Origin of the sequence: Riemerella anatipestifer, assembly GCF_009932355.1 — a bacterium.
Lineage (GTDB): Bacteria > Bacteroidota > Bacteroidia > Flavobacteriales > Weeksellaceae > Riemerella > Riemerella anatipestifer_E.
This window is the reverse complement of record NZ_LEKU01000011.1, coordinates 46,017-71,688: the sequence shown is the minus strand read 5'-3', so window position 1 is coordinate 71,688 and position 25,672 is coordinate 46,017. Positions and strand designations below refer to the sequence as shown.

Here is a 25,672-nt window from a genome sequence, read left to right as displayed (position 1 = left end):
ACGGGGCTCGAACCCGCGACCACCTGCGTGACAGGCAGGTATTCTAACCAGCTGAACTACCGGATCAGAAAAAAGTTATAAAAAAGCGATCCGGACGGGGCTCGAACCCGCGACCACCTGCGTGACAGGCAGGTATTCTAACCAGCTGAACTACCGGATCTTTTTATAAGAACATTATTCTTAATTATGTATCAGAACGCTTATCTGAATAATGTGGTTGCAAAAGTATAACTTTTTTCAATACAAACAAAATTTTATATAAAAAAAAGCACCTTCATTTTAGAAAGTGCTTATAAATCAATTTATTTTTTTTATAAATGTGCTGATAATTTTTCTGCAATAACCTCCTTAGGAGACACGCCTACTAGCTTATCTACCACTTCTCCATTCTTGAAGATAAGAACTGTAGGTATATTTCTAATACCGTACTCCATAGCTACCTGCTGGTTGTTATCTACGTCTACTTTACCTACAACTGCTTTGCCTTCAAAATCATTTGCTAATTCTTCTACGATAGGCCCTAGCATTCTGCATGGCCCACACCATACTGCCCAAAAGTCTACTAATACAGGCTTGTCTGAGTTTATTACTACTTCTTTAAAATTGCTGTCTGTAATTTCTAATGCCATAATTTTACATTTTTAGTCTGCAAATATATTACTTTATTCTTTTATTTTAGTATTTATATATCGATAGTTAATATCGTTTATTTCTATAATTCTTGCTGTATTTCTTTAAGAGCCTTTACCAATGCATCTATATCAGCCTTAGTCGTAAGATGGCTAAAAGATACTCTTAGAGGTGTGGTATGCTCCATATCTTCTTCATCTACCACCATCATCATTACCATAGAAGGCTTACTAGCCCCAGAGCTACACGCACTTCCTTGAGAAATAGCAATACCTTTCATATCCAACTGCAAGCTCAATAACGGATTCTTAAATGGCAGTAGAACACTCAATACCGTATAAAGGCTACTATCCTGCTCAGCACTTCTTCCGTTAAATTTAACTCCTGAAATATTTTTAGATAATTGTTCTATCGCGTAATTCTTTATGTCTTTAATATGAGAAGTATAGCTTTCTAGGTTGTTCATCGCTATTTCTAAAGCCTTGCCAAGCCCCACAATGCCACTTACATTTTCCGTTCCTGCACGAAGACTTCTCTCCTGAGGTCCTCCTGTTATAAGCGACTGAAGCCCTGAAGCTTTCCTAACAAAAGCAAACCCCACTCCTTTAGGGCCGTGGAATTTATGAGCACTACAAGAGGCAAAATCTAAAGGTACTTCTTGAAAATCTAAATCTAAATGAGCCACCGTTTGTACCGTATCCGAATGGAATAAAGCCCCATTTTCTTTACACAGTGCAGATACTTTTTTGATGTCTAAAATATTACCTATCTCATTATTGGCGTGCATTAGAGTAACCAAAGTTTTTTTATCCGATTTCTTTAATTCTTGCTCTAGTTTTACCAAATCTATATCACCCTGTGCATTAGGACGAAGATATACCAACTCCACGCCCTTGCGTTTCTTCATATCCAAACAAGTCTCCGCCACGCATTTGTGCTCTACAGGAGAGGTAATAATTCGCTCCACACCCAAATGCTCCACGCAAGATTTAATAATCATATTATTAGACTCTGTACCGCACGAAGTAAAGATAATTTCGCCAGGTTGCACCTTTAAATAATCGGCGATTTGGCGTCTCACAGCTTCTATCCTAGTTTTAGCCTCTTGCCCTATACTATGCGTAGAAGAAGGATTACCATAACAAAATTTCATAGAGTTTACCATTTCCTCTATTACTTCGTCTAAAAGTGGCGTAGTAGCCGCATTATCTAAATATATTTTACTCATTTTTTATTTCAGTATAATATTATTAAACTTTAAATCTTTAGAAACTGAAAAAACCATCCACGGTGTGGTAATGACCTGCACTTGCATTTCTGGTTCTCTAATAGATGTTTTTTGGGGCGAAGAAGACTGATTTTTTTTCATATAAACTTCCAAAGTATTACCTACCAACTTAACACTATCAATCCCCTGAGGCTTATGCATACCTGCTCTAAAAGTTCCTAAATGATAAAGAATTACTTGTTGATTTTTAGGAAAAATTAATTTAGGCTCTTTACTCTTCTCCTCGTTTGGGTTTAAAACTACAAATTGATTTACAGATAAAACCCTATTAAGTTCCTCTTGAGAGTTTATAAGTCTAAATCCCCTCTTTTCTTCCCCTCCAGAAGCTTCCGAATAAAACAATCTTTCCTCTTGTTTTTGCTGATTACTAATCTCTTGTTTCATAACTTTCCGCTTTTGAGGAGTACACATCGTAAAGATGCCTAAACCCAAGGTTAAAAGTAAATTTTTCATCACCAATATTTTTGGCTAATTTAATGAAAAAATTGAAACAAACCTTCATTAGCCCATTTCAGCATTGCGTGGTCTCCTGCTGTATCTCCAAAGGCTATACTTTTATCATATTTAAGCCCTTCTGTAGCCTGTTTTATTCTTTTTACTTTTTCTTCTCCGTTGCAATTTTTGGTTTTAAACTTACCTGAAAATTTCCCATCTTTAAACTCGGCTTCCGTAGCCAAAAGCCCCATACCAAAATGCTCCGCAAAAGGACGAACCCAAATATCCAACGATGCTGTTACAATGAACGCCACCGTCTTCTCTTTATCTATTTTTTCTATAAATTCCAAAGCATTAGTCCTGAAAAGTTTTGGATAATATTCTTCAAAAAAGGCTTTAGACCTCTTCTCTATTCGCTCTTTAGATTCTCCTGCAAGTATAGAAGCAATAAAGCTCTCTTTGACCTTCTCTGCTTTGAGAAGTTTCATTTTCAAAAGAATAAAAAGTGGAATGTACCTTAAAAATTGTATTCTATATTTACTGCTGTTATAGAATTTAAGATATAGAAATAAAGTGTCCTCTGTGGTAAGTGTACCATCAAAGTCGAATAGATATAGTTTTTTCATAAATAAAGAAAGGTACTTTAGGAGCTAATTTTAAAGTTTCAGTTTTTTAAATATAAACTCAGGAATGTTTTTTATAATCAGCATAATAGCCCACCATACAGGCAATACATACGCCACATTCCTTTTGGCTTTGTAAGCTTTATATATAGACGCCGCTGCTTGTTTAGGTGTTGCGGTGAGTTTTGGATTAAGTGGCATACCTTCCGTCATTTTGGTTGCCATAAAACCTGGCTTCACCGTCATTACGTGCACTTTTCTGTGGAACAAATAATTTCTAAGTCCGCTTAGATAAGCGGTTAATCCCGCCTTAGCACTTCCGTAAATAAAATTACTCTGTCTGCCTCTATCTCCCGCTACCGAAGACAAAACCACCATAGTTCCAGCTCTTTTAGATGCCATTTTTTCAGCAAAATAATTGAGCAACGGAATAAGTTTGGCGTAGTTAATATCAACGATAGCTTCTGTATTTTTGTGATTTAATAATCCCTCTTCGGTGCCTTTACCTAAGTAACCAGAAGCACAGAATAAAAGCTCCGAATCTACTTCTTCTAATACTTTGAAATCAATAGGTTGCATTAAATCCAACATGATAACTTGGCTATGCTGAAGATATTTTACTTCTATATGTTTTGCAAATTTCTCTGCACTTTCTCTATTAGAAGTGAAAAGATAAAGATTCCTAAATCTTTGCCCCTCAGACAACACCTCTTCCACAAAGGCTTGTGCCACTTCTGAATTACTACCTAGTACAATCATATTTTAAGATTTTGGAGAATTAAGATTCTCTTTTCAAAAGGTAATTAGCCAACTCTATAAAAGGTTGTTTTTTATCTTCTGGTAGATTAATGGTTTTTAAACAATCTTGACCGATTTGGTTGTGCTTTTGTATCAATCTCAGCACCTTTTCATCTACTTTTGTTCTTCTAAAAATCTTTTCTACACAGTAGATTTTGTCTATATTATCCGTCTTTTTAGAGTACCAATAGTTAAGCTCTTTTCGCTCTTCCTCAGTCGCGTTTTCCATTGCTAATAGGTAAAGTACTGTCTTTTTATTTTCAAAAATATCACCTGCGTGTTTCTTTCCAAACTGCTCCTGATTTCCGAAGACATCTAAATAATCGTCCATAATCTGGAACGCAATCCCAATATGTTTACCAAATTGATACAATGCCTCTGCCTCCTGCTCGGTAGCTCCTGCTACCATAGCTCCTATCTTAAACGAAGCGGCACTAAGCACCCCCGTTTTATAGGTTATCATTTTTATATAATCTTCGTAGGTAACGCTAGAATTGGTTTCAAAATTAACATCCATCTGTTGCCCCTCGCAAAGCACCGCTCCCGTTTCGGAGAACAAAGTGATACACTTTTTAAATAGTTCTGGCTCTAAATCTTCAAAAAACTGATAGGCTTTAATGAGTAATGCATCTCCCGACAGAATACCTACATTGATGCCGTGTAGCGTATGTATTGTAGGTTTATTTCTTCTAAGTGGGGCATCGTCCATAATATCGTCGTGGATAAGCGTAAAATTATGAAAAAACTCTATAGCCAAAGCTGGTTTCATTGCCTTTTCTAAACTACCTCCAAAAAGTTCGCACCCCATCAGTACCATAATAGGTCTCAAGCGTTTTCCTCCGTGAGAAATGATATAGTTCATAGGCTCATAGAGTTCTTTTGGCTCGTTTTTAAATTGATGCTTTTCTATTGCTTCTGCTACTAGGTCTTGGTATCTGTCTAAGAATTTCATAAGTCTTTTTTATCCGTGAATATTGCCACAAAAATAATGATTTATATAGACAAAAGCATAATAATAAAAGACAAATCCTAATACTTTATAATTGCATTCCCTCTATTCTCACACTAAAAACAAAGTCATTATTTTATACTTTATTCATCATTGGTATAATATCCTATATCGAATGGTACTTCATCTCCATATTTTATATCCAAAATCACTTTTATGTTTTAAATAATTTATTATATTTGAAGCATAACAATCTAAAAAAGTATATTATGAAAAATCTGAAAAATTGGACCTTATTGTTCCTTACCTTGTTTGTGGTTAGCGTGTATTCACAAAAAGTAAACCTCACCAATGTGCCTACTAAAACACAGACTTTTGATGTGGCTAGTTTTAATCAGCTTAAAGTTCAATCCAATATAGGGGTTAAATTAGTAAAGTCTAATCAGGAGAAAGTGGAGGTAACTTCTAACGCTTTAGATTACCTTACCGTTGTTTCTAGTAATGGTGTGCTTACATTAAAATACAAGCCTAACACCTCTCTAAAAAATGCTAAAACCAAAGCCATCGTCTATACCAAAAACATCAACAAAATGGAATTGAGCGGTGCTTCTTCGGTAGAAAGTCAAGATACATTCAGTACTAGTGATATTCGTATGAACGGAGCCTCTAATGTTTCTGGAAACTTTAATGCTAAAAATATCAACCTTAGTTGCAGTGGTGCAAGTGATTTTAAAGGCAACCTAAATGCCGACAGTACTATCATTAAGCTCAGTGGCGCAAGTGATTTTAAAGGCAACCTAAATGCTGACAATACTACCATTAAGATCAGTGGTGCAAGTAATACCTCTGGAACTATTACCGTTAAGAATGCTAAAATTGAAGCAAGCGGAGCGTCTAACATCAACAGTAAAATAAATGCAGCTAATGTAACTACTCTGGAAGTTTCTAGCGCTTCTGAAGTTGTCCTAAAAGGAAGTTCTAACAAAATAATAGCCCGTGCTAGTGGAGCTTCTAAAATAGATTTATCTAATCTATCTTACAGCAGTATAGAAAAAGAAAGCCACTCTATGAGTAAAATAATCTCTAAATAATTTCTCTGAATACAAACTAAATAAGGCTACTCCTAAAGGAGTAGCCTTATTTTTTATAATGTTACTAAGTACAATTGTATTTACTTAGTTTTCATCTCTGTATAGTATTGGAAGAAATACGGAATACTTTCTACCCCCTTATAGAAATTATACAAGCCATAATGCTCATTAGGAGAATGTATTGCATCTGTATCTAAACCAAAGCCCATCAATACACATTTAGCTCCTAAAACTTCCTCAAACAACGCCGTAATTGGGATACTACCACCACTTCTAAATGGTAAAACTTCTTTTCCAAAAGCTTTTTCCATTGCTTTTTTAGCCGCCAAAAACTCATTGGTATCGCTCTTTAAGACATAAGGCATTCCACCGTGATGTGGCGTTACTTTTACTTTAACGCTATCTGGTGCTATTTTCTTAAAGTGATTTACAAATTTCTCTGTAATTTCCTCTGGTGTTTGGTTAGGCACTAATCTCATTGAAATTTTAGCAAACGCCTTAGATGGTATTACGGTTTTAGCACCTTCTCCAATATAGCCTCCCCACATACCATTAACATCTAAAGTCGGTCTAATAGAAGTTCTCTCCAAAGTCGTATAGCCTTCTTCTCCCTGTATACCATTAAGCCCAATTGACTTTTTAAAAGACTCTACATCGTCTTTCAATTTATTCATTTCTGCTCTTTCCTCAAGAGAAACAACTTCTACATTGTCGTAGAAACCTTCCACTGTTATTCTCCCATTATCATCTATAAGGCTACCTATCATCTTAGACAACACATTGATAGGGTTAGGAACAGCTCCTCCATAAAGCCCAGAATGTAAATCTCGGTTAGGACCTTCTACCTCTACTTCCACATAGCTAAGACCTCTAAGCCCCGTAGTTACCGTAGGTTGCTCCATAGAGTAAAGCCCCGTATCCGAAATCAGAATAACATCACAAGACAGTTTAGATTGGTTTTCTTTAAGGAAATCTGCCAAACTAGCCGAACCAACTTCTTCCTCGCCTTCTATGATAAATTTAACATTGCAAGGAAGGACATTGGTCTTCATCATCGCTTCAAACGCCTTTAAATGCATAAAAAACTGACCTTTATCGTCTGCCGCTCCTCTTGCAAAAATTGCTCCTTCTGGGTGCAGAGGAGTTTCTTTAACTACAGGCTCAAAAGGACCACTTTCCCACAATTCCAAAGGGTCTGGCGGCTGCACATCGTAATGCCCATAAACTAATACCGTAGGAAGTGACGGGTCTATAATTTTCTCACCAAATACAATAGGGTAACCTTTAGTTTCGCATACCTCCACCGCATCTGCTCCCGCATTAGCTAGGTGTTTTGCTACCTCTTCAGCACAGTTAAGCACATCTTGATTATAAGCTGGGTCTGCACTAATAGAAGCTATTTTAAGCAATTCTATAAGTTCGTCTAAAAATCTTTTCTTGTGGTTTTGAATGTAATTTTGTGTTTCTTGCATCAGTTTATTTTTGATGTAGTAAAAGTAATTATTTTTAATGAAATAAAAAAACGCCCCTCCCAAAGCTAGGAGAGACGCAGATTATGTACTTGTACTTTTCTTATTTTGTGAATCTTACAGACATTTTTCTATCCGAAGCTCTTTCTTCATCAGAAGCATCTGCTGCTACTTTAGCAAATTTACTTCCATACCCTTCTGCCGATACCACTTGAGCTCCTACGCCTGCTTTTTCTAACTGAGCCTTAATAAATTCTGCTCTAGCTTGAGATATTTTAACATTAGTTTCCTCGCTACCTGTTTTATCTGTATAACCTCCAATTTTAATTTTAGCGTCTGGATATGCCTTTAATATTTTCGCTAAGTTATCTATTTGCTCTGCACCAGACTCTAACTGATTGGTAGAACCCATTTTAAAGTTAACATGGTCAAAATCATACCAAACATTCTTAAGAACATCATCTGAAGAAGATGCATACTTCCCCGACTTAAGGAAAGATAACATCGTATCTTCCATTCCACCTTTATATCCTTTTAGCGTAACACCTTCCAAGTCTATAGTTACTTCTTCTTTAACTCCTGAAGTTTGATGACCTTCCGCGTGAGCAGAATGCCCATTACCTTGTGCATCATCTGTATATCTTTCTACTCCTTCTTCTAGTTTAAGAATATTCTTATTGCCTCCTGGCTGAATCTTCTTACAAGATACCATAAACGAAATAGCAGCTACTGCAAAAATATATTTTTTCATTCTTTTAAATTTTGTCCCAAAGTTAATAAATCTCTTTTTAATAGCCTAAATATTTATTTTTAATTTTTATTTAGACCTCAAAATCACTTTACCTTTTATGGTTTGAGTAAAAATAAGATAGTTCTGCCCCCCATCTTTAAGTTTATATTTTTTCTTAATTTCCACTGGATTTAGCGGATAATTTTTTGAAACAAGGTTATACTGCTCTCCTTTTTTTATTTCCTTAGATGAAACCTCTTCTACCTCCAAAACTCGCCCTGGAAAATCTAATATTTTTTCTTCCGAAGTATAGAGGTGTGTGTTAATATGTAGCTTATTCAGTTGATATTTTTGTGCAACACTCTTGAATGCTCCCGATTTAAGTATAGCCCCATTAGGAATATACAGATATTTCTTCGCTTCAGAAAAATAGACTTGAGTATTCTCTTCATCTTTTATAATGAACGAAAAATCAGGTTCATTTGTTTCTAAATTAAAGCATCTGCAAAGTGGAAAAGTATTTTCTGCCACACTTCTGTCCATCAAAACTAAAACTTCTTTTACTTCATTTTTTACCGCTATAACATCTATGGAAACGATATGAGACAAAACGGAAATCAAGTATTTAATATCAATAAGAGGAGAAAGTTTAACCAACACCTTTGGAGAAATCTCTAAAAGTTGATTTTTAATTTCTAAGATATTAGGCGATAAATCCTCTAAAAGAAATTTTTTATTTTTATTATTATCTCTTCTAGCAGGGTCTAAATAGACCAAGTCATACAGCTTTTGGTTATTTTCTAAAAAAGTTTCTAGATTTGTATTGATGAAATCAGCCTCTCTACCAAGTTCCGTCCAATTATGTTCAACTAATGATAAAAGAGAGCTATTTTGCTCCACAAGAGTTACTTTTTTAAAGTTTTGAGACAGAAAAAAAGCATCTATCCCGAAGCCACTAGTTAAATCCAAAAAGTGATTTCCACTAAACCATTCTCCTTTAAAAGAAGCCGTAGATTGCGAAGAGGATTGTTCTAAATTAAGATGAGGGGGAAATAAAATACCACTTCTATCCAAAAAAGGGAATTTTTTACGAGCTACCCTACGCCCTTCTATCTGCTGAACTAAATCTTGATTGTTAACTCCTTCAAAAATCGTTTTTTTTAAAAGAATTTTCATCACATCTTCTTCGAGGTGTGCTTCTATAAAATCTTTCACTTCCTTTCTCTGTAGACACTCCATTCTGTTTTTAGTTTGGCTGTACAAAGGTAAACTTTTATATTTATTGCAACCATTTGTCCTTAATATTTCTTTTTTTCAATTCATTACAAAAGTCATTAGATTACTCATTTAGAAAAGAAGAAACTTTCGTATCTTTGACCCCTATTTTAACCCTTAAAAAATAAAGCAATGATAAACGTAAAAAACTATCTAGACTCTACTTATCTTAAAACCCCTGAACAGGCTGGAATTACTCTAGAAGAAACTAAAGCAAAGGTAAGAGAACTAACTGATGAAGCAATTGACAATGGGCTTTTCGCTGTGATGATTCGTCCTGATTTTGTTAAAGAAACTAAAGATTATTTAGCTCAAAAAAATGCTAAAGTAGTATTGGGTACTGTAATTGGGTTTCACGAAGGTACAGCGAGTATAGAATCAAAATTAAATGAAGCTCAAAAAGCAATAGAAGATGGTGCTGATGAACTAGATTTTGTTATCAATTATACTGCTTACAAAAACGGCGAAAATGATTTAGTTAAAGACGAATTTTTGCGTTGTACAGAACTTTGCTTAAATCACAAAAAGATAGCAAAGTGGATTATTGAAATCGCAGCTCTTACAGATGCTCAAATAGCGGATTTGACTAAAAAAATAGCAACTTGGGCTACAGATACTTTTAAGGAAGAAGACCTAGAAAATATTTTTGTAAAATCTTCCACTGGTTTCTATCAAACAGAAGGTGGCAAACCTAATGGTGCTACTTTTGAAGGTATTGAAATAATGCTAGAAAACGCAGGGAAACTTCCTGTGAAAGCAGCAGGCGGTGTAAGAACTCCTGAGGACGCTGAAAAAATGATTGCTTTAGGCGTGAAAAGAATAGGTACTTCTTCAGCAATGGCTCTTGTAAAAGGAGAAAATGCTTCGGAAGGATACTAAGAAATTAAAAACATATTATTAAAAATAACCTCTGTTAAAAAGCAGAGGTTATTTTTTATCCTAAATACAAACCATAAAAAAACTCCATATCCTTTTGATATGGAGTTTTATTTTTATTAAAGTATTTGCAAATATTAAACTAATAATGCAAACGGATTTTCTAGGTAAGTTTTTAATGTTTGTAAAAACTCTGCACCAGTAGCACCATCTACCACACGGTGGTCACATGCTAAAGACAACTTCATAGTATTACCTACTACAATTTGTCCGTCCTTAACTACAGGCTTCTCTATAATAGCTCCTACCGAAAGAATACAAGAGTTTGGTTGATTGATAATAGAAGTAAATGTTTCTATTCCAAACATTCCAAGGTTGGATATTGAGAATGTAGAACCTTCCATTTCGTTAGCTTTGAGACCTTTAGATTTTGCTCTAGAAGCCATATCTTTAACTCCTGCAGAAATCTGACTATAATTCATAAAGTCTGCATTCTTCAATACAGGTACTACTAATCCGTCTGGAATAGCCACTGCCACACCAATATTGATGCTACCATGATGAATAATCTTATCTCCTGCCCAGCTACTATTGATTTGAGGGTGCTTTCTAAGAGCCATAGCTGTCGCCTTAATCACCATATCGTTAAACGATACTTTAGTGTCAGGAAGTGAGTTAATTTCTTTTCTAGCAGTGATGGCTTTATCCATATTCACCTCTACCATTAAATAGTAGTGAGGTGCTGAGAACTTACTTTCAGAAAGTCTTTTTGCAATTACATTTCTAACTTGAGAGTTAGGCGTTTCTGTAGTTTCTCTAGCAACGAAGTTCATAGCCACTTGTGCTGCAGCTGGCGTTACAGAAGCAGAACGCTGTTCTGTTGCGTTTGGCTGATAGTTTTCTATATCTTTCTTTATGATTCTTCCGTTCTCTCCAGAACCTTTTAGATTTGTAATATCTATACCTTTCTCCTCTGCCATTTTTCTAGCCAATGGAGAAATAGCTACTCTATCCGTTGAAACACTAACATTAGATGTAGAAACTTTTTCTGCTTTTGTGCTAGAAGCTACACTTGACTGTTCTTGTTTAGTTTGAGGTGTGCTAGATACTCCACCATTAGAAACAATAGCAGAAACATCTGTTCCAGCAGGTCCTATAATGGCTAATATTTTATCTACTTCAGCCGCTTCTCCTTCTCCTACGCCTTGGTATAAAAGAGTTCCGTTAAATTCTGATTCAAAATCTTGAACGGCTTTATCTGTTTCAATTTCAGCTAAAATATCTCCTTCTTTTACTGTATCTCCTACATTTTTATTCCATTTAGCTACTTTACCTTCTGTCATTGTATCAGACAGACGAGGCATATTAATTACCTCAACACCCTTAGGCACTTCTACTGATGACGTAGTTTCAGTTACCGTATTTTCCACAGAGACACTTTCTGATGAAGCTGGTTGAGGCGTACTTTGATTACCGCCCACAAGCCCTGAAATATCTTCGCCTTCTTTCCCTATAATTGCCAAAATAGTATCCACAGGAGCTGCATTTCCTTCACTTACACCTACATAAAGTAGTGTTCCGTTAACCTCTGATTCAAAATCCTGAACGGCTTTATCTGTTTCTATTTCTGCAAGAATATCTCCTTCCTTTACAGCATCTCCAACCTGCTTATGCCATTTGGAAACCTTACCTTCTGTCATTGTATCAGAAAGGCGAGGCATTGTAATTATTTCTGCCATGTTGTTTTATTTATTATGTTTTAGATTTAATTCAAAGAATAAAAAATATTCCTTAAAATAATCTGCACTTAACTTTAGTTTTCTAATTTATCTAAAAAAGGATAATCTGGTGTAGAATAGACATATTCATAAACCTTCTCAGCATCTGGGAATGGAGAGTTTTCCATAAATTCTACACACTCTTCTACAAAAGCTCTAGAGTTTTCGTCAAGTTGTTCTAGCTCTGCCTCTGTAGCCCATTTGTTATCTAAAATCCTTTGTTTTACAAGTTCAATAGGGTCTTGCTCTTTATGAATAGCTACCTCCTCCTTAGTTCTATAAGGCTCCGCATCAGACATTGAGTGCCCTCTGTAACGATAAGTTCTAGCCTCTATAAATGTAGGACCATCTCCTCTTCTTGCTCTTTCTATAGCTTCAAAAGCAGTCTCAGCAACTTTCTCAGGATCCATAGCATCTACTGGTAAACAAGGCATTTCATAACCTAAACCTAGTTTATAGATGTCTTCGTGGTTAGCAGTTCTTTTCACAGACGTTCCCATGGCATATTGATTGTTTTCACAAACAAAAACTACTGGAAGTTTCCAGTTCATTGCCATATTAAATGTTTCATGTAAAGATCCTTGACGAACAGCACCATCTCCCATAAAACAAATGTTAACTGCTTTTCTATCAAAATATTTATCAGCAAATGCAATACCTGCTCCCAAAGGAATTTGTCCACCAACAATACCATGTCCACCATAAAAACGGTGTTCTTTACTAAAAATATGCATAGAACCTCCCATACCTTGCGAAGTCCCTGTAGCTTTACCACATAGTTCTGCCATAATTCTCTTAGGGTCTACCCCCATCGCCATAGGATGTATGTGACAACGGTAAGCAGTTATCATACTATCTTTAGTTAAATCCATCGCATGAGTAAATCCTGCTGGTATCGCTTCCTGCCCATTATAAAGGTGTAAAAAACCTCTAATTTTCTGTTTTAAGTAAAGAGAACGACACTTATCTTCAAAGCGTCTCCACATAGTCATATCTTCATACCACTTAAGGTAAACTTCTTTGGAAAATTCTTTCATAGCTATTTTCAAATATATTGCAAAAGTAAGAAAAATCTCATTTAATATAATACTCTTTCAAAAAGTTTATTAAACTGAAACTATGAAACTCTCTTACTTCAATACAAAAAAAACAAAAACACTTATATTTTTCACATTAGACATAAGGGTTTTAGCTAACATTTAGCTATTTTTGTAGCAAACTATTCATCAATGATAACACCACTCACTACCGCTGAGGAGCAGCTTATGCAAGTTGTATGGGAATTACAAGGAGCTTTCCTTAAAGACATTGTGGAAGCCTACCCAGAACCCAAACCTCACCAAAACACCATTTCTACCTTCCTTAAAATATTAGTAGAAAAGGGATTCATAAGCACAGAGAAAGAAGGTCGGATTTTTTTCTACAAAATAGAAATTTCTAAACAGGAATATGAGCTTTTCTTACTCAAAAATTTTGTAGAAACTTATTATACCAATAACAGAAAACTATTGATAGAAAGACTTTTAAACGAAGAAATCATTACTACCAAAGACCTTTCTAAATTCTGTAAAAAAGAAAAAAAGAAGAAGAAAAAAAAGAAAGAAAAATAAAACCTACCTCGATGTTAGCTGTATGAAATATACCACAGAACTCAAAAACTTCTTTTCTAGTCAATATTTATATGCTGGGGTAAGGATTTCTTTAGCTATTATTATACCGTCTATTATTTTCAGTTATTTAGGTGTTTTCAAAGATTTTTTCCTATTTCCTTTAGGTACGAGCTTTATCGCCTTGGTAGATTTACCTGGCTCATTCGTTAGAAGACGAAACACTTTAATTGCAGCTATCATTGCTTTTTTAGTAGTATCTACTATCGCTAGCTTACTCAAAGATTACAGCCTACTAGTGTTTTTGGAGATTATCATTTTTGGAATGTTTTTCAATATGATAGGAGTCTATGGTGCGAGACTGGCTTCCGTTGGTGGACTTTCTTTGGTGGTATTAGCTATTTTTATTGATGGGCATCTTACTGGTAATCATATCATTAAAAGTTTATTCATCTTCACATTAGGGACGCTTTGGTACTTACTTTTATTACTATTACTATCTAAACTACAACCTTATAAACTCGCCAAACAACTCGTAGGCGAAAACTACTTAGAACTCGCTAAGTTCTTAGAGCAGAAGTCTAAGTTCTACTCTAAAGATTCAGATTTAGATCAACTGGTAACACAACTTACCACACAACAAATTTTCATTAAAAATATTCAAGAAGAAACAAGGGAACTCCTTTTCAAAACTAGAAAATTTGTTAATGAATCTACCACTGCTAGCCGACTTTTAATGATGAGTTTCATTAGTAGTATTGATTTGTACGAAAAACTCCTCACTTCCGATAATGATTATTCTAAAATAAGACAATTTTTTGGCGACGAAGAAGTATTTAACAAGATACAAAGAATGCTGTTTATACTCTCCATTGAGCTTAAAAATATTGGTATAAGTATACAAACAAGCAGCACTCCAAAACCAAAACACGCTCTTACACTAGAGTTAGAAGATTGCTTTAACATCTACTTTGATTTAAGAAACCAAAAGCTATCGGCAGAAACTTTAGACTATTTCTTACTCCTGCGACAAAGTATGATGAGACTAGCGGAACTTACTGAAAGTATCAATCAGATTTATAAAGTTTCATCACAAGATACCAAACTCGCTAAGAGTTTATCTTCAGGATTAGATTTGTCGAAGTTTCTCCCAAAGGAAAATCCTATCAATTTTAAGGTGTTTAAAAACAATCTTTCCTTAGATTCTGCACAATTTAGATACTCTATTAGAGTAACTATAGCTATGCTGATAGGCTACGCAGTTTCTAAAATAGAAGCTCTCAGCATAGGACATTCTTACTGGATTCTCATTACTATTGTAGCTATTATGCGTCCTGCGTATAGCATCACTAAAAGTAGAAACCTCCTTAGACTTTATGGCACTTTAGTAGGTGCTTTTTTAGGGACAGCGGCTATCTATTGGATTACTCACCCTGTTGCACAAGTTTCCGTATTATTTATTTCTATGGTATTCTGCTTTGCAACTTTTAGAACACGCTATTTTTGGGCAGTTCTTTTTATGACAGTTTATATCTTTTTGGCATTCAATTTTTTAAATCCAGGCAACTTTGAAACTATCTTAAAGGATAGAATTATAGATACTATCATCGCTGGGATTATTGCCCTCTTCACATCGTACTTTATCTTTCCTGTTTGGGAGCACACCCAAAATCAAACCCTTATGCTCAACGCCATCAATCATAACAAAGCCTATTTTGAAGAGATTATAAAAACACTACAACACAAAAACATCACCGATGAAAAATACCGTCTACTAAGAAAAAATGCAACCATTGCTTTAGCCAATTTATCCGATAATTTCCAAAGAATGCTGTCCGACCCTAAAAATCAACAGAAAAAGCTAGAGCATATTCATCAATTTGTTAATACCTCACATCTATTAACGGCTTATATTGCTTCTCTATCACAATACGCTAAAACCAAGAAGGATTACCCTGAAATAGATTTTGAAGCGTGGAACACAAAAATAAATGCCGAACTAAGCAAAATAAAAATTGCTCTAAATAATGAATTCTACGATAAAACATTAGACGAGCAAAGCCAACTGACACCCGAAGATTATGTACACCAACTTCTAAACAAAAGGAAAACGGAAATTTCCGAAAACGAGTTCTATAACATACGAGACTCAAAAAAGGTAACTTACCTCACCGAACTCAAAAGCATACAAGAATTACTGGAACTGATTTTTAGTACTGCAAAAAAACAAAGAAAAGTAAGTTTAGAACTAAGAAAGTATTACGCTTCTTCTACTACGGCTAAGTAATAATCTTCATCTATAACTTCCAACTTTGCTCTGTATATATCTGCACTATCGGTTGGGCTATTAAACACTTTACACTCCACTGAAGATAGGTTATTCAAAGAAAAAGACAGTACTTCGTAATGTTCTCTAAAAGACCAATATTTAGCCGAATGGATTTTATATAAGCTCTCCTTAATCGTCCATAATGCCGTCAGATAAGATTCTTCATCTTCGGAAGAAACCCAAAGTTTTTCGGAAGGATAGAGTATTTTCTCCTTTAAGCGAACTAATTTATCAGATTTCTTTTCTATATCCACGCCTATTTTTCTAGGAGATATTGCCAAAACCGCATAAGGATATGAATGACTGATTGAAATAAATGCAGACGAAGGCTCTAAATAAGGTGTTCCGTCCTCCAAATAAAGCAACTGATGGCAAGGCAATGCCGAATTGAGCATTCTCCTTACCATCAGTCGTTCGTATTGTTTTTTTAGTGATATTTTAGATTGAGTATCTATTTCCTCACTCCATACCTCTTGTTGTTCATCGTGTTTCCAAACTAAAACGGCTGTTTCTTTCGTAGAAAACTCTTTGTAAAGAGGCATGTATCAATTTTATATTTTAAAACATTATCACAATAAGATAGGTAATCCCTGCCACTATCGCACTAATTGGGATTGTAAGTATCCACGCCCAAAGCAAACTTACTGTAACCCCCCAACGCACGGCAGAAACTCTCTTTGTAAGACCAACACCGATAATAGACCCAGTAATCGTGTGGGTAGTAGATACAGGAATACCAAAATGATCAGTCAAAAATAAAGTAACCGCACCTGCTGTTTCTGCACTTACTCCTTCTAAAGGCGTTACCTTCGTGATACGAGTTCCCATTGTTTTTACTATTTTCCAACCACCACTCATAGTTCCTAACGCAATAGCCACAAACGATGCTAGCGGAACCCATACATAATCTTTTGCAAAATAGTTAAATCTATCACTAGGAAGCATTTGTGCGTATATATCCGTACCGCCTACCATATCTACATGGTAGAAAATCACCGCTGCTCCGATAATCCCCATTATCTTTTGAGCGTCATTAAGACCATGCCCTAAGCTAAACAAAGCTGAAGAAACTAACTGAAGTTGCTTAAACGCTTTTTCTGCTTTGTGAGGATTAGATTTTTTACAAACATTGATGATAATAAGTGTAATAATGATAGACACCACCATACCAATAAACGGTGCCATAAAAATGAATAAGAATATTGGTATTACCTTACTGTATTTTACTACATCTTGAGAAAACAACTGTTTAAAGGCTAGTTTCATTGTTTCGAAAGTAGACAACTCTGGTTGTGCTGATACAATCTCTTGATAATCCAAAACCAAAGCGTGCATAAGAGCGGCTCCTAAAAACCCGCCTATAAGCGTATGTGATGACGATGACGGTATCCCAAACCACCAAGTTAGAAGATTCCAAGCGATAGCCGCCATCAATCCTGAAAAAATCACTTCCAGATTGATAAAATCTTCATTCACCGTCTTGGCAATGGTGTTACCTATCTTAAACTCTCCTACAATATAGAAGGCGATAAAGAAAGCGGCAAAATTCCACACAGCAGCCCAAAGCACTGCTTGAAAAGGAGTTAAAACTTTAGTAGAAACAATAGTCGCTATAGAGTTAGCGGCATCGTGGAAGCCATTGATATAGTCAAAAATAAGCGCTAACGCAATAATGACAATGAGCAGTATAGGAAAATCCATACTTTTTTGTTTTAAGTTAAATTAAAAAACCTCTAAGCGTATTTAATGATAATATTATCTAAGATATTAGCTACATCTTCAGCCTTATCTGTTACCTCCTCTAGGTAGTTAAGCACTTGGCTTACTTTAATAACATTTATAGGGTCTCCAGACTCAAACAGCTTTATCATCGCTTGGCTATGTACATCATCAGCAATATTTTCAATGCTATTTATTTTGATAGTAGCCTCTTTAACCGCTGCAGGATTTTTAAACTCTTTAAGGTTTTCTATTGCTACTTTTATTTGTAAGCAAGATTTATGAATGAGTAATGAAAGTTCTTGGAACGCATTAGTTTCAGGGCTTTTGTATAGGAATATATACTTTGCAGAAGCATAGATATAGTCTGCTATATCATCTAAACCACTCGCTAAATAATGGATATCTTCTCTATCAAAAGGCGTAATAAAGTTTTTACCTAACTCTACATAAATTTCGTGAGTGATATCATCATTTTGATGCTCAAAATCACTCATTTTCTTTAATAAAGAGTCATCATTGATATCAAAATCTTTAATGCCTTCGTGGAATAGTCTAGACATTTCCACTAAGTTATCAGCTACTTTATCAAACAGCACAAAAAACACTTTATCTTTCGGCTGAAAAGCTTTGAATATATTACCTATTCCCATTTTGTTTTTATTTTTTCAGACGGCAAATATCTGTATAAACTCGGAACTAAAGAAATTCTAATGTTAATTTTTATTAACATTTGATAAAAATCATCATTTATACTTTTCCCCTCACTTTCTTAATACATTGTAGAGCCAATTTGTATGATTAAAACAAAAGTGATTTTCTAACTTAATCTCTTTCTCTCATAGTGAAATATCTTTATTATTAAGAAAAACCCCTCCTCAATAAATAAGAAAGGGTAAAATCCATCATATCTCAAAATACTCTATTGAATAAAATGGGTATACTTAGAATTTCGGTTAGTTTTTCTTCAATTAAGATAGTTTCCTTTAATTATCGGATAATACTTATATAGTTTTCCACTTCTAAACTATCAATCTCTTAACACGACAGATCTCAATAAAATTTCTTTTTTTGAATATTTATATTTTGACCGTATCGTTTTCAAACATTTCAAATAAAACATATATAACCTATTCTAACTATTCTCCTATCTTAAAAGCCGTTAAAGATTCTTCTCCCCATCTTCCACTAGCTAATTCATAAACATACTTTGTCTGATTAGATTTAGGATTCAAGATTACTGCCATTCCATAGAAATAAAAAGTTTTGGGTCCTGATGTTGTATTTTCTATATACATTGTATTAGATGCCCTCTGTAAAGCTAAAGGAAATACAAGCGTACCAGACCACATACTATTTGCTTTATTTTTCATAGGAACACCATAAATAGGATCTTTATCAATCCCTTCCGGCAGTATTTCGTCCCAAAAAGTACCTTTAACAACTATAGCTTCACCTTCTACTAAATTATTACTAGGAGTATAAGCCGGATTATGACTTAATAAAGGCTGAACTCCAAGGCTTGGCACTGTAGAAATAGCTAAATCTAATAATATCGCGTATTTTCCTTTAGTAGGTAAAGTTATCTTCATACCTGTGTAGATATACCTATCCCCTCCAGGGATCGCAGGTATAGTAGATCCTGGAAAGTTTTGATCATAAACACCTTTTCCAATTGCATAAGCATAACTCATCGTAGGAGTCTCCCATGAAGCATTACCATTACTATCAGAAGTAAGTATTCTTCCTGCCTGCTGTGTACCATCAGCTATTCTAACACTTCCTACAACATCTAGTTTTGCCTGTGGGCTATTCGTCCCTATTCCCACATTACCTGTCTTAGTAACAGCTAAAGCATCTCCGCCTCCGTTAGTGTAGACACGCATATCCCCAGCTGGAGTAGCCTTCATTTCTACACGATTATCCCATCCATCAGTTCCTGGTTGTAAAACAATACCTCCTCCTGCTGCATTAGTAGTAACTACTTTTAGTGGGGTCCAATTATTACCTTCCACTATAAAAGGTGTTGCCGAAGTACCCTTAACAGTAAGTGTATTATCTCCTGCTGTTACAACTCTGTTACTAGACAACGTTCCATCGGAGTTATATATATTGGTAGAGTTAGCACTTACCACATCCCCTACAGCTCTCTTTCTTAAGTTACCATTTGCATCTGCTGTTACTATTTGATCTGCTTGATCCCCCAATGGTAAATTATCTATCCTTGTAGTACCAGCCACATGTAATTTTGCAGACGGATTTATTGTTCCTATACCCGCATCTCCTGATTTTGTAATAGTCAAAGCATCTCCGCCTCCGTTAGTGTAGACACGCATATCCCCAGCTGGAGTAGCCTTCATTTCCACACGATTATCCCACCCAGCAGTTCCTGGTTGTAAAACAATACCTCCTCCTGCTGCATTAGTAGTAACTACTTTTAGTGGTGTCCAATTGTTACCCTCTACTATAAAAGGTGTTGCCGAAGTACCCTTAACAGTAAGCGTGTTATCTCCTGCTGTTACCACTCTGTTACTAGACAACGTTCCATCGGAGTTATATATATTGGTAGAGTTAGCACTTACCACATCCCCTACAGCTCTCTTTCTTAAGTTACCATTTGCATCTGCTGTTACTATTTGATCTGCCTGATCCCCCAATGGTAAATTATCTATCCTTGTAGTACCAGCCACATGTAATTTTGCAGACGGATTTATTGTTCCTATACCTGCATCTCCTGATTTTGTAATAGTCAAAGCATCTCCGCCTCCGTTAGTGTAGACATGCATATCCCCAGCTGGAGTAGCCTTCATTTCCACACGATTATCCCACCCAGCAGTTCCTGGTTGTAAAACAATACCTCCCCCTGCTGCATTAGTAGTAACTACTTTTAGTGGTGTCCAATTATTACCTTCCACTATAAAAGGTGTTGCCGAAGTACCCTTAACAGTAAGCGTGTTATCTCCTGCTGTTACAACTCTGTTACTAGACAACGTTCCATCGGAGTTATATATATTGGTTAATACACCTGGTGCCAACTTTGTAGAATTAATAGTACCATCCGCAATATCTGCACCTACTATAGTACCGTCGGCTATCTTTGCTGAAGTAACAGCATTATCTGCTATTGTTAAAACGGTGGTTCCCGTTACATCTCCTGTGTGAGCAGCATGGCTAAATGTAGTTCCATTAAGCAATAGTCCTGTTCCTGCCGTATAAGTCTTCCCTGAAAATTTTTGCCACAAGGAACCATCAAAATAATAGTACCCTACATTGGTAACATTAGCCGTTTGTCCTGTAGGGGAGGTCTCTACCTCTGTTACATAGACAATGGCTCCTTTCTGTTCAGAGGTATAGGTTTTAGCCTTTAGTTCTACTCCTTTTATACGAGGAGCAGTAATCCCGTCTAAGGAACTAATATTAGTTGGCTTGCCAACCACATCCAAGGTCACTTTTGGTTGTTCTGTATTGATGCCAACCTGACCGTAAATACTTGTAAGTCCTAAACCTGATATTAAAAAGGTATAGGCTTTTAGTTTTAATGTTTTCATAAGATTTAAGAAGTTAAAGGTTAAGGTTCTAGGTTTAAAGTTCTGGGGGTGTAGCTCAATAGCTCTGCTGATTCCTTGAATATTTGAATCTTAAACTTTGAACCCTTGAAAAAACGCTTTCTGCAAAAGCCTTTGTAGAGGGTGTTCGCAGAGACCAAAAAAAACACAGGTGTTTTTCTCCAAAAACACGCATGCGGATTTTTTTTTCACGCGTGTTTTTTACTCTATACACACTACATTTTTTCATACTTCAGCGTGACTAACATTTTTTTGAGGTCTGTACCTGGGGTAAAAAGCACTTTGGCATTTTTAATTGCCGAGGTGGTTACCTCTTCCTCCGTGGCTTTGCCCTCGCTACTGATGCTTACCCGCATGCTGCCAAGCTCGCCAAGCCTTACCACTTGCCCCTCCGATAATGAGGTCTGCATGACATCTACCAAAGCATACAGGACTGCCCTGATGTCGGCACCGCTTACGGTGGAAATTTTCTCAATGTCTTTGGTAAGTCCTGCTAAAGTTTTCTCGCTTACCGTGTTTGCAGAGGCGTAATATTTCTTTTCGCCTCCACCGGCAACTCCCGGTTGCCCTTTCTGAATGACTTTGTACTTAATTGGCATATGTTTTAAGATTTAAGATTCAATGTTTAAGATTTAAAGTTTGAGGGTTGTAGTTCAATAGCTCTGTGGATTCCTTGAATATTTGAACTTTAAACCTTGAACTAATAAGAAAACGCCTCCCCCCTCTAAACACACACAAAATGAGGAGAAAGGCTAAAACAGAGAGAATAGGATATCCCCTCTGTACGCTAAAAGCCCCTAACAAAAACAACAACAAATTAAGCTTATGAAATAATGGGGCTTTTAGCCAATATTGATGAATACTAAATTTAGAAAAGCACGGAATGCCCCCAACAAAAGTTGGTGGAACTGTATTTATAATTGATGATAAAAGTCTAAAGAAATTTCTAGATAATAGGACACATATGCAGGTAACTATCCTGTGTGTGTGTGTGTGTGTGTGTGTGTGTGTGTGTTTACACAATTATTTGGAACTACCAAATTTTTGTGCCACTTTTTTTCACTTTTTTGTATGTCGCTGATAGTGTATCGCATAAATATGAAGCAAAATTATAACCTTTTATGGAGGTGTGCAAATGTTTGAAGAAAAAAACACAACATTTTGCCTATAGCACTCCTCTCTTTTGTACTGCAAAAGACTTTATAACAATAAATTATTTATCAGAAAACACTTGCCCCAAAATAATTCCTGCCGCCATAGACACATTAAGGCTTTCCGTAGCTTTATGATTGCCAAAACGAGGAATAGTGATATTTCGTTTCATCAATCGTTCTACGCTAGGTCGCATTCCGTTGCCTTCATTTCCTAACACTAGATTGAACTTTTTGGGAAAATTAGTTTTATACAGATTTTCGCCCTCCATATCTGTACCTATATTTTCCGCAGAAGAATTTGATAAAAACTGCTCTATATCGCTATACACCACATTTACTCTGGTAAAAGAGCCCTTGGTAGCTTGTATCACTTTAGGATTGTAAACATCTACGGTATCTGTACTGCATACTATCTGTTCTATACCAAACCAATCTGCCAAACGGATAATAGTTCCCAAATTACCTGGGTCTTGAAGCCCATCTAAAACCAAGTTAATATTGCTATCTTCTGTAATTTTTGGAGTAGGCAAATAACAAACGGCTACACTATCTTTAGGTGTTTTAAGAAAACTTATCTTTTTTAACTCTTTTTCTGTAATGGGAACTAAAACATCAGCTAAAAATTCTATTCCATCGGAATTAGCAGAGTAAACAGACTCTATTTCTATATTGGTGTTTTTTAATTCTTTGATGATTTTGTTACCTTCAACCAAAAACAAATTGTATTTTTGTCTGAATTTTTTCTTATCCAAAGATTGTAAAATTTTAACTTTATGACTCGTAAGCATATCAGAAAATATTTTCAAAAGTATTATTTATTTTCCGCACTCACAATTCTACTTGCTTTTTTGTACGCTTGTAGTAGCACCAAAAAAGTACCTCACGGTGAAGCCTTACTTACGAAAAACACTATAATTTACGAAGATAAAAAGCTATTTTCCAGCGAAATATCTAATTACACACAACAAAGACCTAATAAAAAAGTCCTTTTTGTAGTTCCTCTAGGATTATGGTTATATAATGCTGCTAACCCTAAATATGACACTATTCTTACAGAATATATGACCTACCCTAACCAAATGAGAAATCAAAGTTTAAGAGATTCTCTATTTATTAAGTATGGTCACCCTGAATATGTAGGAAAATCTTTAACTAAAGACCGTTTTCTACACACCGTAGGTGAAGCTCCTAAAATTTTGGAACAAGGAAAAACCATAGCTAGTGCTAAAAATATGAGACAATTTATGCGTTATAGAGGCTATTGGGATGCTAAAGTAACTTACAAACAAGATATTGACACTGCAAAACAGAAGGCCCAAGTAACTTACAAACTTACATTTAACGAACCTACTAGAATAAAAAACTATTACTATTCTATCCCTGACAGCAATATCAGAAGTATCTATGAAAGTGAATTTGATAAAAGTAAAATAAAAACTGGCGATATTCTTGACCAAAAGAACCTAGAAGAGGAAGTCAAAAGAATTACCGAGCGTATGCGTGAGGCAGGTTATTATAGTTTCAACAAAACTAACGAGGAAATTTACTTTACGGCAGATACCCTAGAGAGTAACAAAAATGTGCCTCTCACTATGTATATACATAGAAATGACAAAGACAGTCCCTATAAAAAAGCAACTATAGGAAAAGTAGATGTATTTGTTGTAAACCATATTAGTGACACCCTAAGCACTAAACCTTATCGTTTTGATAAAATTCCCCAAGACGATAGTGTAAGAATACACAAACTTGATAAGCAATACTCTACCCGCTCCCTATGGCTACCCATCATTCTTAAAAATGGAGAAATTTACACTCAAAAGTTTTTAGACCTCACCAAAAGGAACATCAATGCTATGAACAATTTTAGCATTATAGATTACAAAGAGGGACTAAGAAAAAACAGTGATAGTATTTTAGATGTAAGATATGTTCTAAAGCCACTTTCTAAATACGAATTCAAAACAGCTTTTGATGCTCATTATTCTCAAATATTAAACTTTGGTTTTTCTCCATCTGTTGAGTTAACTTCGAGAAATGTTTTTGGTGGTGCAGAAAACCTATCCACAAGTTTCTCAGGTATCATAGGTACTACCAAAAATGCCAAAGACCCTGGTAAAATATTCAACGCCTATGAGCTCTCTGCACAGGTAGCTCTTAATGTTCCTAGGCTTTTACTCCCTTTTAAACATTACAAATTAATTCCTAAACGCTATTCTCCCACAACTTCTATTGTTTTAGGAACTTCTGTACAGAATAACATTGGTATGGACAGGATTAACTTTAATGGAAGCCTCAACTATACCGCCAATGTAAACGATGTGGTTTCTCACAGGCTTTCCCTATTCAATACACAGCTGAGTTTAACTAGAAATAAAGACAGTTATTACGACCTATTCCGTGGAGATAATGAGGTAAGGCAAAATATATTTAATCTTTACCAAGCCTTTAATCCTTCTTACGATGTTAAAGCTTACTCCTATGATGATGTTTCTAGGACAATAGTTTCTGACGGGGATTTTTTAAACTCTTTAACTACTGAAAACAGAGACATTTACAACACTTTCTTACAATCTCTACTCAATAGAGATAGACAAACGCAGAATGTACTTATTTCTTCTTTAAACTATCAATTTTTGTATAACGAGATTGGTAAAAAATATTTCAGACACCCATTCTACTTCAGTGGAAAAATGGAATTAGCCGGAAACCTCATTAGTCTGTTTGGAAAAACTAAAGACTCCAAAAGCATCTTGACCGACAATGAAAAAACAATATTCAATATTCCTTATTCTCAGTTTGTAAAATTTGATGCAGATGTCAGAAAGCACCTTAGTATCAATAAATCAACACTTGTTTTCAGACAATTTATCGGCGTAGGTATTCCTTACGGAAACTCATCTAATATGCCATTTGTAAGGTCTTATTTTAATGGTGGCTCTAATGATATCCGTGCGTGGATTGCCTTTGGAGGTCTTGGACCTGCCGATTCTCAAATAAATGAAAAGGTAAGGTCTTTTATTATGGGAAATGTAAAACTAACTTCTAATATAGAGTACAGATTTCCTATCAATAATATGTTTGAAGGGGCTTTGTTTACAGATGCAGGAAACATTTGGTCGCTTAAAGATACAGGGTTAGGAGATGCCTTTAAGTTCAATAAATTTTACAAGCAGTTAGGCGTTGGTAGTGGCTTTGGCGTAAGAATAAATGTTGCCTATGTTACCCTCAGAGTAGATTTTGCCTACAAAATGTACGACCCCAACCAACCAGAAGGAGAACGCTGGAGAATCAGCCATATAAAGCCGCTTAAACCTACACTTAACTTTGCCTTTGGTTATCCGTTCTAAAGACG

The 25,672-nt window shown here is 35.5% G+C and carries 22 protein-coding genes and 1 tRNA gene; 5 read left to right on the top strand and 18 right to left on the bottom strand.

The window, feature by feature from the left end; translation table 11 throughout:
• Positions 1 to 86: 86 nt before the first annotated feature.
• From GXW81_RS05160 to GXW81_RS05130, 7 genes are all read right to left on the bottom strand, one after another.
• Positions 87 to 160 (bottom strand) — tRNA-Asp (locus GXW81_RS05160).
• A gap of 151 nt (positions 161 to 311) precedes the next feature.
• Positions 312 to 629 (bottom strand): thioredoxin, encoded by a 318-nt coding sequence (gene trxA / locus GXW81_RS05155; RefSeq protein WP_013446810.1) that lies wholly within the window; start codon positions 627 to 629, stop codon positions 312 to 314.
• Between the two features lie 83 nt (positions 630 to 712).
• Positions 713 to 1,858 carry a cysteine desulfurase family protein gene (locus GXW81_RS05150; protein ID WP_161531475.1) on the bottom strand — a complete coding sequence of 382 codons (1,146 nt, stop codon included), beginning with the start codon at positions 1,856 to 1,858 and terminating at the stop codon, positions 713 to 715.
• 3 nt (positions 1,859 to 1,861) lie between these two features.
• On the bottom strand, positions 1,862 to 2,302 hold the full coding sequence (locus GXW81_RS05145) for a hypothetical protein (RefSeq protein ID WP_260393549.1): 441 nt from the start codon (positions 2,300 to 2,302) through the stop codon (positions 1,862 to 1,864).
• Between the two features lie 89 nt (positions 2,303 to 2,391).
• The gene (locus GXW81_RS05140; RefSeq protein ID WP_161531473.1) at positions 2,392 to 2,979 is read right to left on the bottom strand and encodes an HAD family hydrolase; all 588 of its coding nucleotides are present in this window, start codon (positions 2,977 to 2,979) and stop codon (positions 2,392 to 2,394) included.
• 30 nt (positions 2,980 to 3,009) lie between these two features.
• The gene (locus tag GXW81_RS05135; RefSeq protein ID WP_154137931.1) at positions 3,010 to 3,735 is read right to left on the bottom strand and encodes an SDR family NAD(P)-dependent oxidoreductase; all 726 of its coding nucleotides are present in this window, start codon (positions 3,733 to 3,735) and stop codon (positions 3,010 to 3,012) included.
• Between the two features lie 19 nt (positions 3,736 to 3,754).
• Positions 3,755 to 4,726, bottom strand: coding sequence for a polyprenyl synthetase family protein (locus tag GXW81_RS05130; protein ID WP_154137930.1), 972 nt, complete (start codon positions 4,724 to 4,726; stop codon positions 3,755 to 3,757).
• Positions 4,727 to 4,992: 266 nt separating this feature from the next.
• Here GXW81_RS05130 and GXW81_RS05125 point away from each other — a divergent pair, with 266 nt between their 5' ends.
• Positions 4,993 to 5,814, top strand: coding sequence for a GIN domain-containing protein (locus tag GXW81_RS05125; protein ID WP_161531472.1), 822 nt, complete (start codon positions 4,993 to 4,995; stop codon positions 5,812 to 5,814).
• An 80-nt stretch (positions 5,815 to 5,894) separates the two neighbouring features.
• On the opposite strand, the gene GXW81_RS05120 is transcribed toward GXW81_RS05125, so the two are convergent.
• The 3 genes from GXW81_RS05120 to GXW81_RS05110 form a co-directional block, all read right to left on the bottom strand.
• Complete coding sequence (locus GXW81_RS05120; RefSeq protein ID WP_161531471.1) at positions 5,895 to 7,286, bottom strand: dipeptidase; 1,392 nt, start codon at positions 7,284 to 7,286, stop codon at positions 5,895 to 5,897.
• 100 nt (positions 7,287 to 7,386) lie between these two features.
• Positions 7,387 to 8,034, bottom strand: coding sequence for an OmpA family protein (locus tag GXW81_RS05115; RefSeq protein ID WP_161531470.1), 648 nt, complete (start codon positions 8,032 to 8,034; stop codon positions 7,387 to 7,389).
• Positions 8,035 to 8,100: 66 nt separating this feature from the next.
• Entirely contained in the window at positions 8,101 to 9,252 is a 1,152-nt protein-coding gene (locus GXW81_RS05110) for a class I SAM-dependent methyltransferase (protein WP_161531469.1), read from the bottom strand.
• Positions 9,253 to 9,420: 168 nt separating this feature from the next.
• Here GXW81_RS05110 and deoC point away from each other — a divergent pair, with 168 nt between their 5' ends.
• A complete protein-coding gene (gene deoC, locus GXW81_RS05105) occupies positions 9,421 to 10,167 on the top strand; it encodes a deoxyribose-phosphate aldolase (RefSeq protein ID WP_161531468.1) in 747 nt (248 codons plus the stop codon).
• A gap of 134 nt (positions 10,168 to 10,301) precedes the next feature.
• On the opposite strand, the gene GXW81_RS05100 is transcribed toward deoC, so the two are convergent.
• Positions 10,302 to 11,903, bottom strand: coding sequence for a 2-oxo acid dehydrogenase subunit E2 (locus GXW81_RS05100; protein ID WP_161531467.1), 1,602 nt, complete (start codon positions 11,901 to 11,903; stop codon positions 10,302 to 10,304).
• Positions 11,904 to 11,977: 74 nt separating this feature from the next.
• The gene (pdhA, locus tag GXW81_RS05095) at positions 11,978 to 12,979 is read right to left on the bottom strand and encodes a pyruvate dehydrogenase (acetyl-transferring) E1 component subunit alpha (RefSeq protein WP_161531466.1); all 1,002 of its coding nucleotides are present in this window, start codon (positions 12,977 to 12,979) and stop codon (positions 11,978 to 11,980) included.
• A 192-nt stretch (positions 12,980 to 13,171) separates the two neighbouring features.
• On the opposite strand from pdhA, the gene GXW81_RS05090 reads away from it, so the two are divergent.
• Both GXW81_RS05090 and GXW81_RS05085 read left to right on the top strand, forming a co-directional pair.
• Positions 13,172 to 13,552 (top strand): BlaI/MecI/CopY family transcriptional regulator, encoded by a 381-nt coding sequence (locus tag GXW81_RS05090; protein ID WP_161531465.1) that lies wholly within the window; start codon positions 13,172 to 13,174, stop codon positions 13,550 to 13,552.
• Between the two features lie 22 nt (positions 13,553 to 13,574).
• Positions 13,575 to 15,836 carry an FUSC family membrane protein gene (locus GXW81_RS05085; protein WP_161531464.1) on the top strand — a complete coding sequence of 754 codons (2,262 nt, stop codon included), beginning with the start codon at positions 13,575 to 13,577 and terminating at the stop codon, positions 15,834 to 15,836.
• Here GXW81_RS05085 and GXW81_RS05080 read toward each other — a convergent pair.
• From GXW81_RS05080 to GXW81_RS05055, 6 genes are all read right to left on the bottom strand, one after another.
• Positions 15,809 to 16,420, bottom strand: a complete 612-nt coding sequence (locus GXW81_RS05080; protein ID WP_161531463.1) for a 4'-phosphopantetheinyl transferase family protein — start codon at positions 16,418 to 16,420, stop codon at positions 15,809 to 15,811. The two genes, GXW81_RS05085 and GXW81_RS05080, sit on opposite strands and share 28 nt — an antisense overlap.
• A gap of 16 nt (positions 16,421 to 16,436) precedes the next feature.
• Positions 16,437 to 17,579, bottom strand: a complete 1,143-nt coding sequence (locus tag GXW81_RS05075) for an inorganic phosphate transporter (protein WP_161531462.1) — start codon at positions 17,577 to 17,579, stop codon at positions 16,437 to 16,439.
• A 32-nt stretch (positions 17,580 to 17,611) separates the two neighbouring features.
• On the bottom strand, positions 17,612 to 18,250 hold the full coding sequence (locus GXW81_RS05070; protein WP_161531461.1) for a DUF47 domain-containing protein: 639 nt from the start codon (positions 18,248 to 18,250) through the stop codon (positions 17,612 to 17,614).
• A gap of 486 nt (positions 18,251 to 18,736) precedes the next feature.
• Positions 18,737 to 21,145, bottom strand: coding sequence for a hypothetical protein (locus tag GXW81_RS05065; RefSeq protein WP_161531460.1), 2,409 nt, complete (start codon positions 21,143 to 21,145; stop codon positions 18,737 to 18,739).
• 233 nt (positions 21,146 to 21,378) lie between these two features.
• Complete coding sequence (locus GXW81_RS05060) at positions 21,379 to 21,762, bottom strand: HU family DNA-binding protein (RefSeq protein ID WP_161531459.1); 384 nt, start codon at positions 21,760 to 21,762, stop codon at positions 21,379 to 21,381.
• A 614-nt stretch (positions 21,763 to 22,376) separates the two neighbouring features.
• The gene (locus GXW81_RS05055; protein ID WP_161531458.1) at positions 22,377 to 23,105 is read right to left on the bottom strand and encodes an RNA methyltransferase; all 729 of its coding nucleotides are present in this window, start codon (positions 23,103 to 23,105) and stop codon (positions 22,377 to 22,379) included.
• Between GXW81_RS05055 and GXW81_RS05050 the strand changes: the two genes are divergently transcribed.
• Positions 23,091 to 25,667: a BamA/TamA family outer membrane protein gene (locus tag GXW81_RS05050; protein ID WP_161531457.1), complete on the top strand. Its 2,577-nt coding sequence runs from the start codon at positions 23,091 to 23,093 to the stop codon at positions 25,665 to 25,667. The two genes, GXW81_RS05055 and GXW81_RS05050, sit on opposite strands and share 15 nt — an antisense overlap.
• The last annotated feature ends 5 nt before the right edge of the window (positions 25,668 to 25,672 follow it).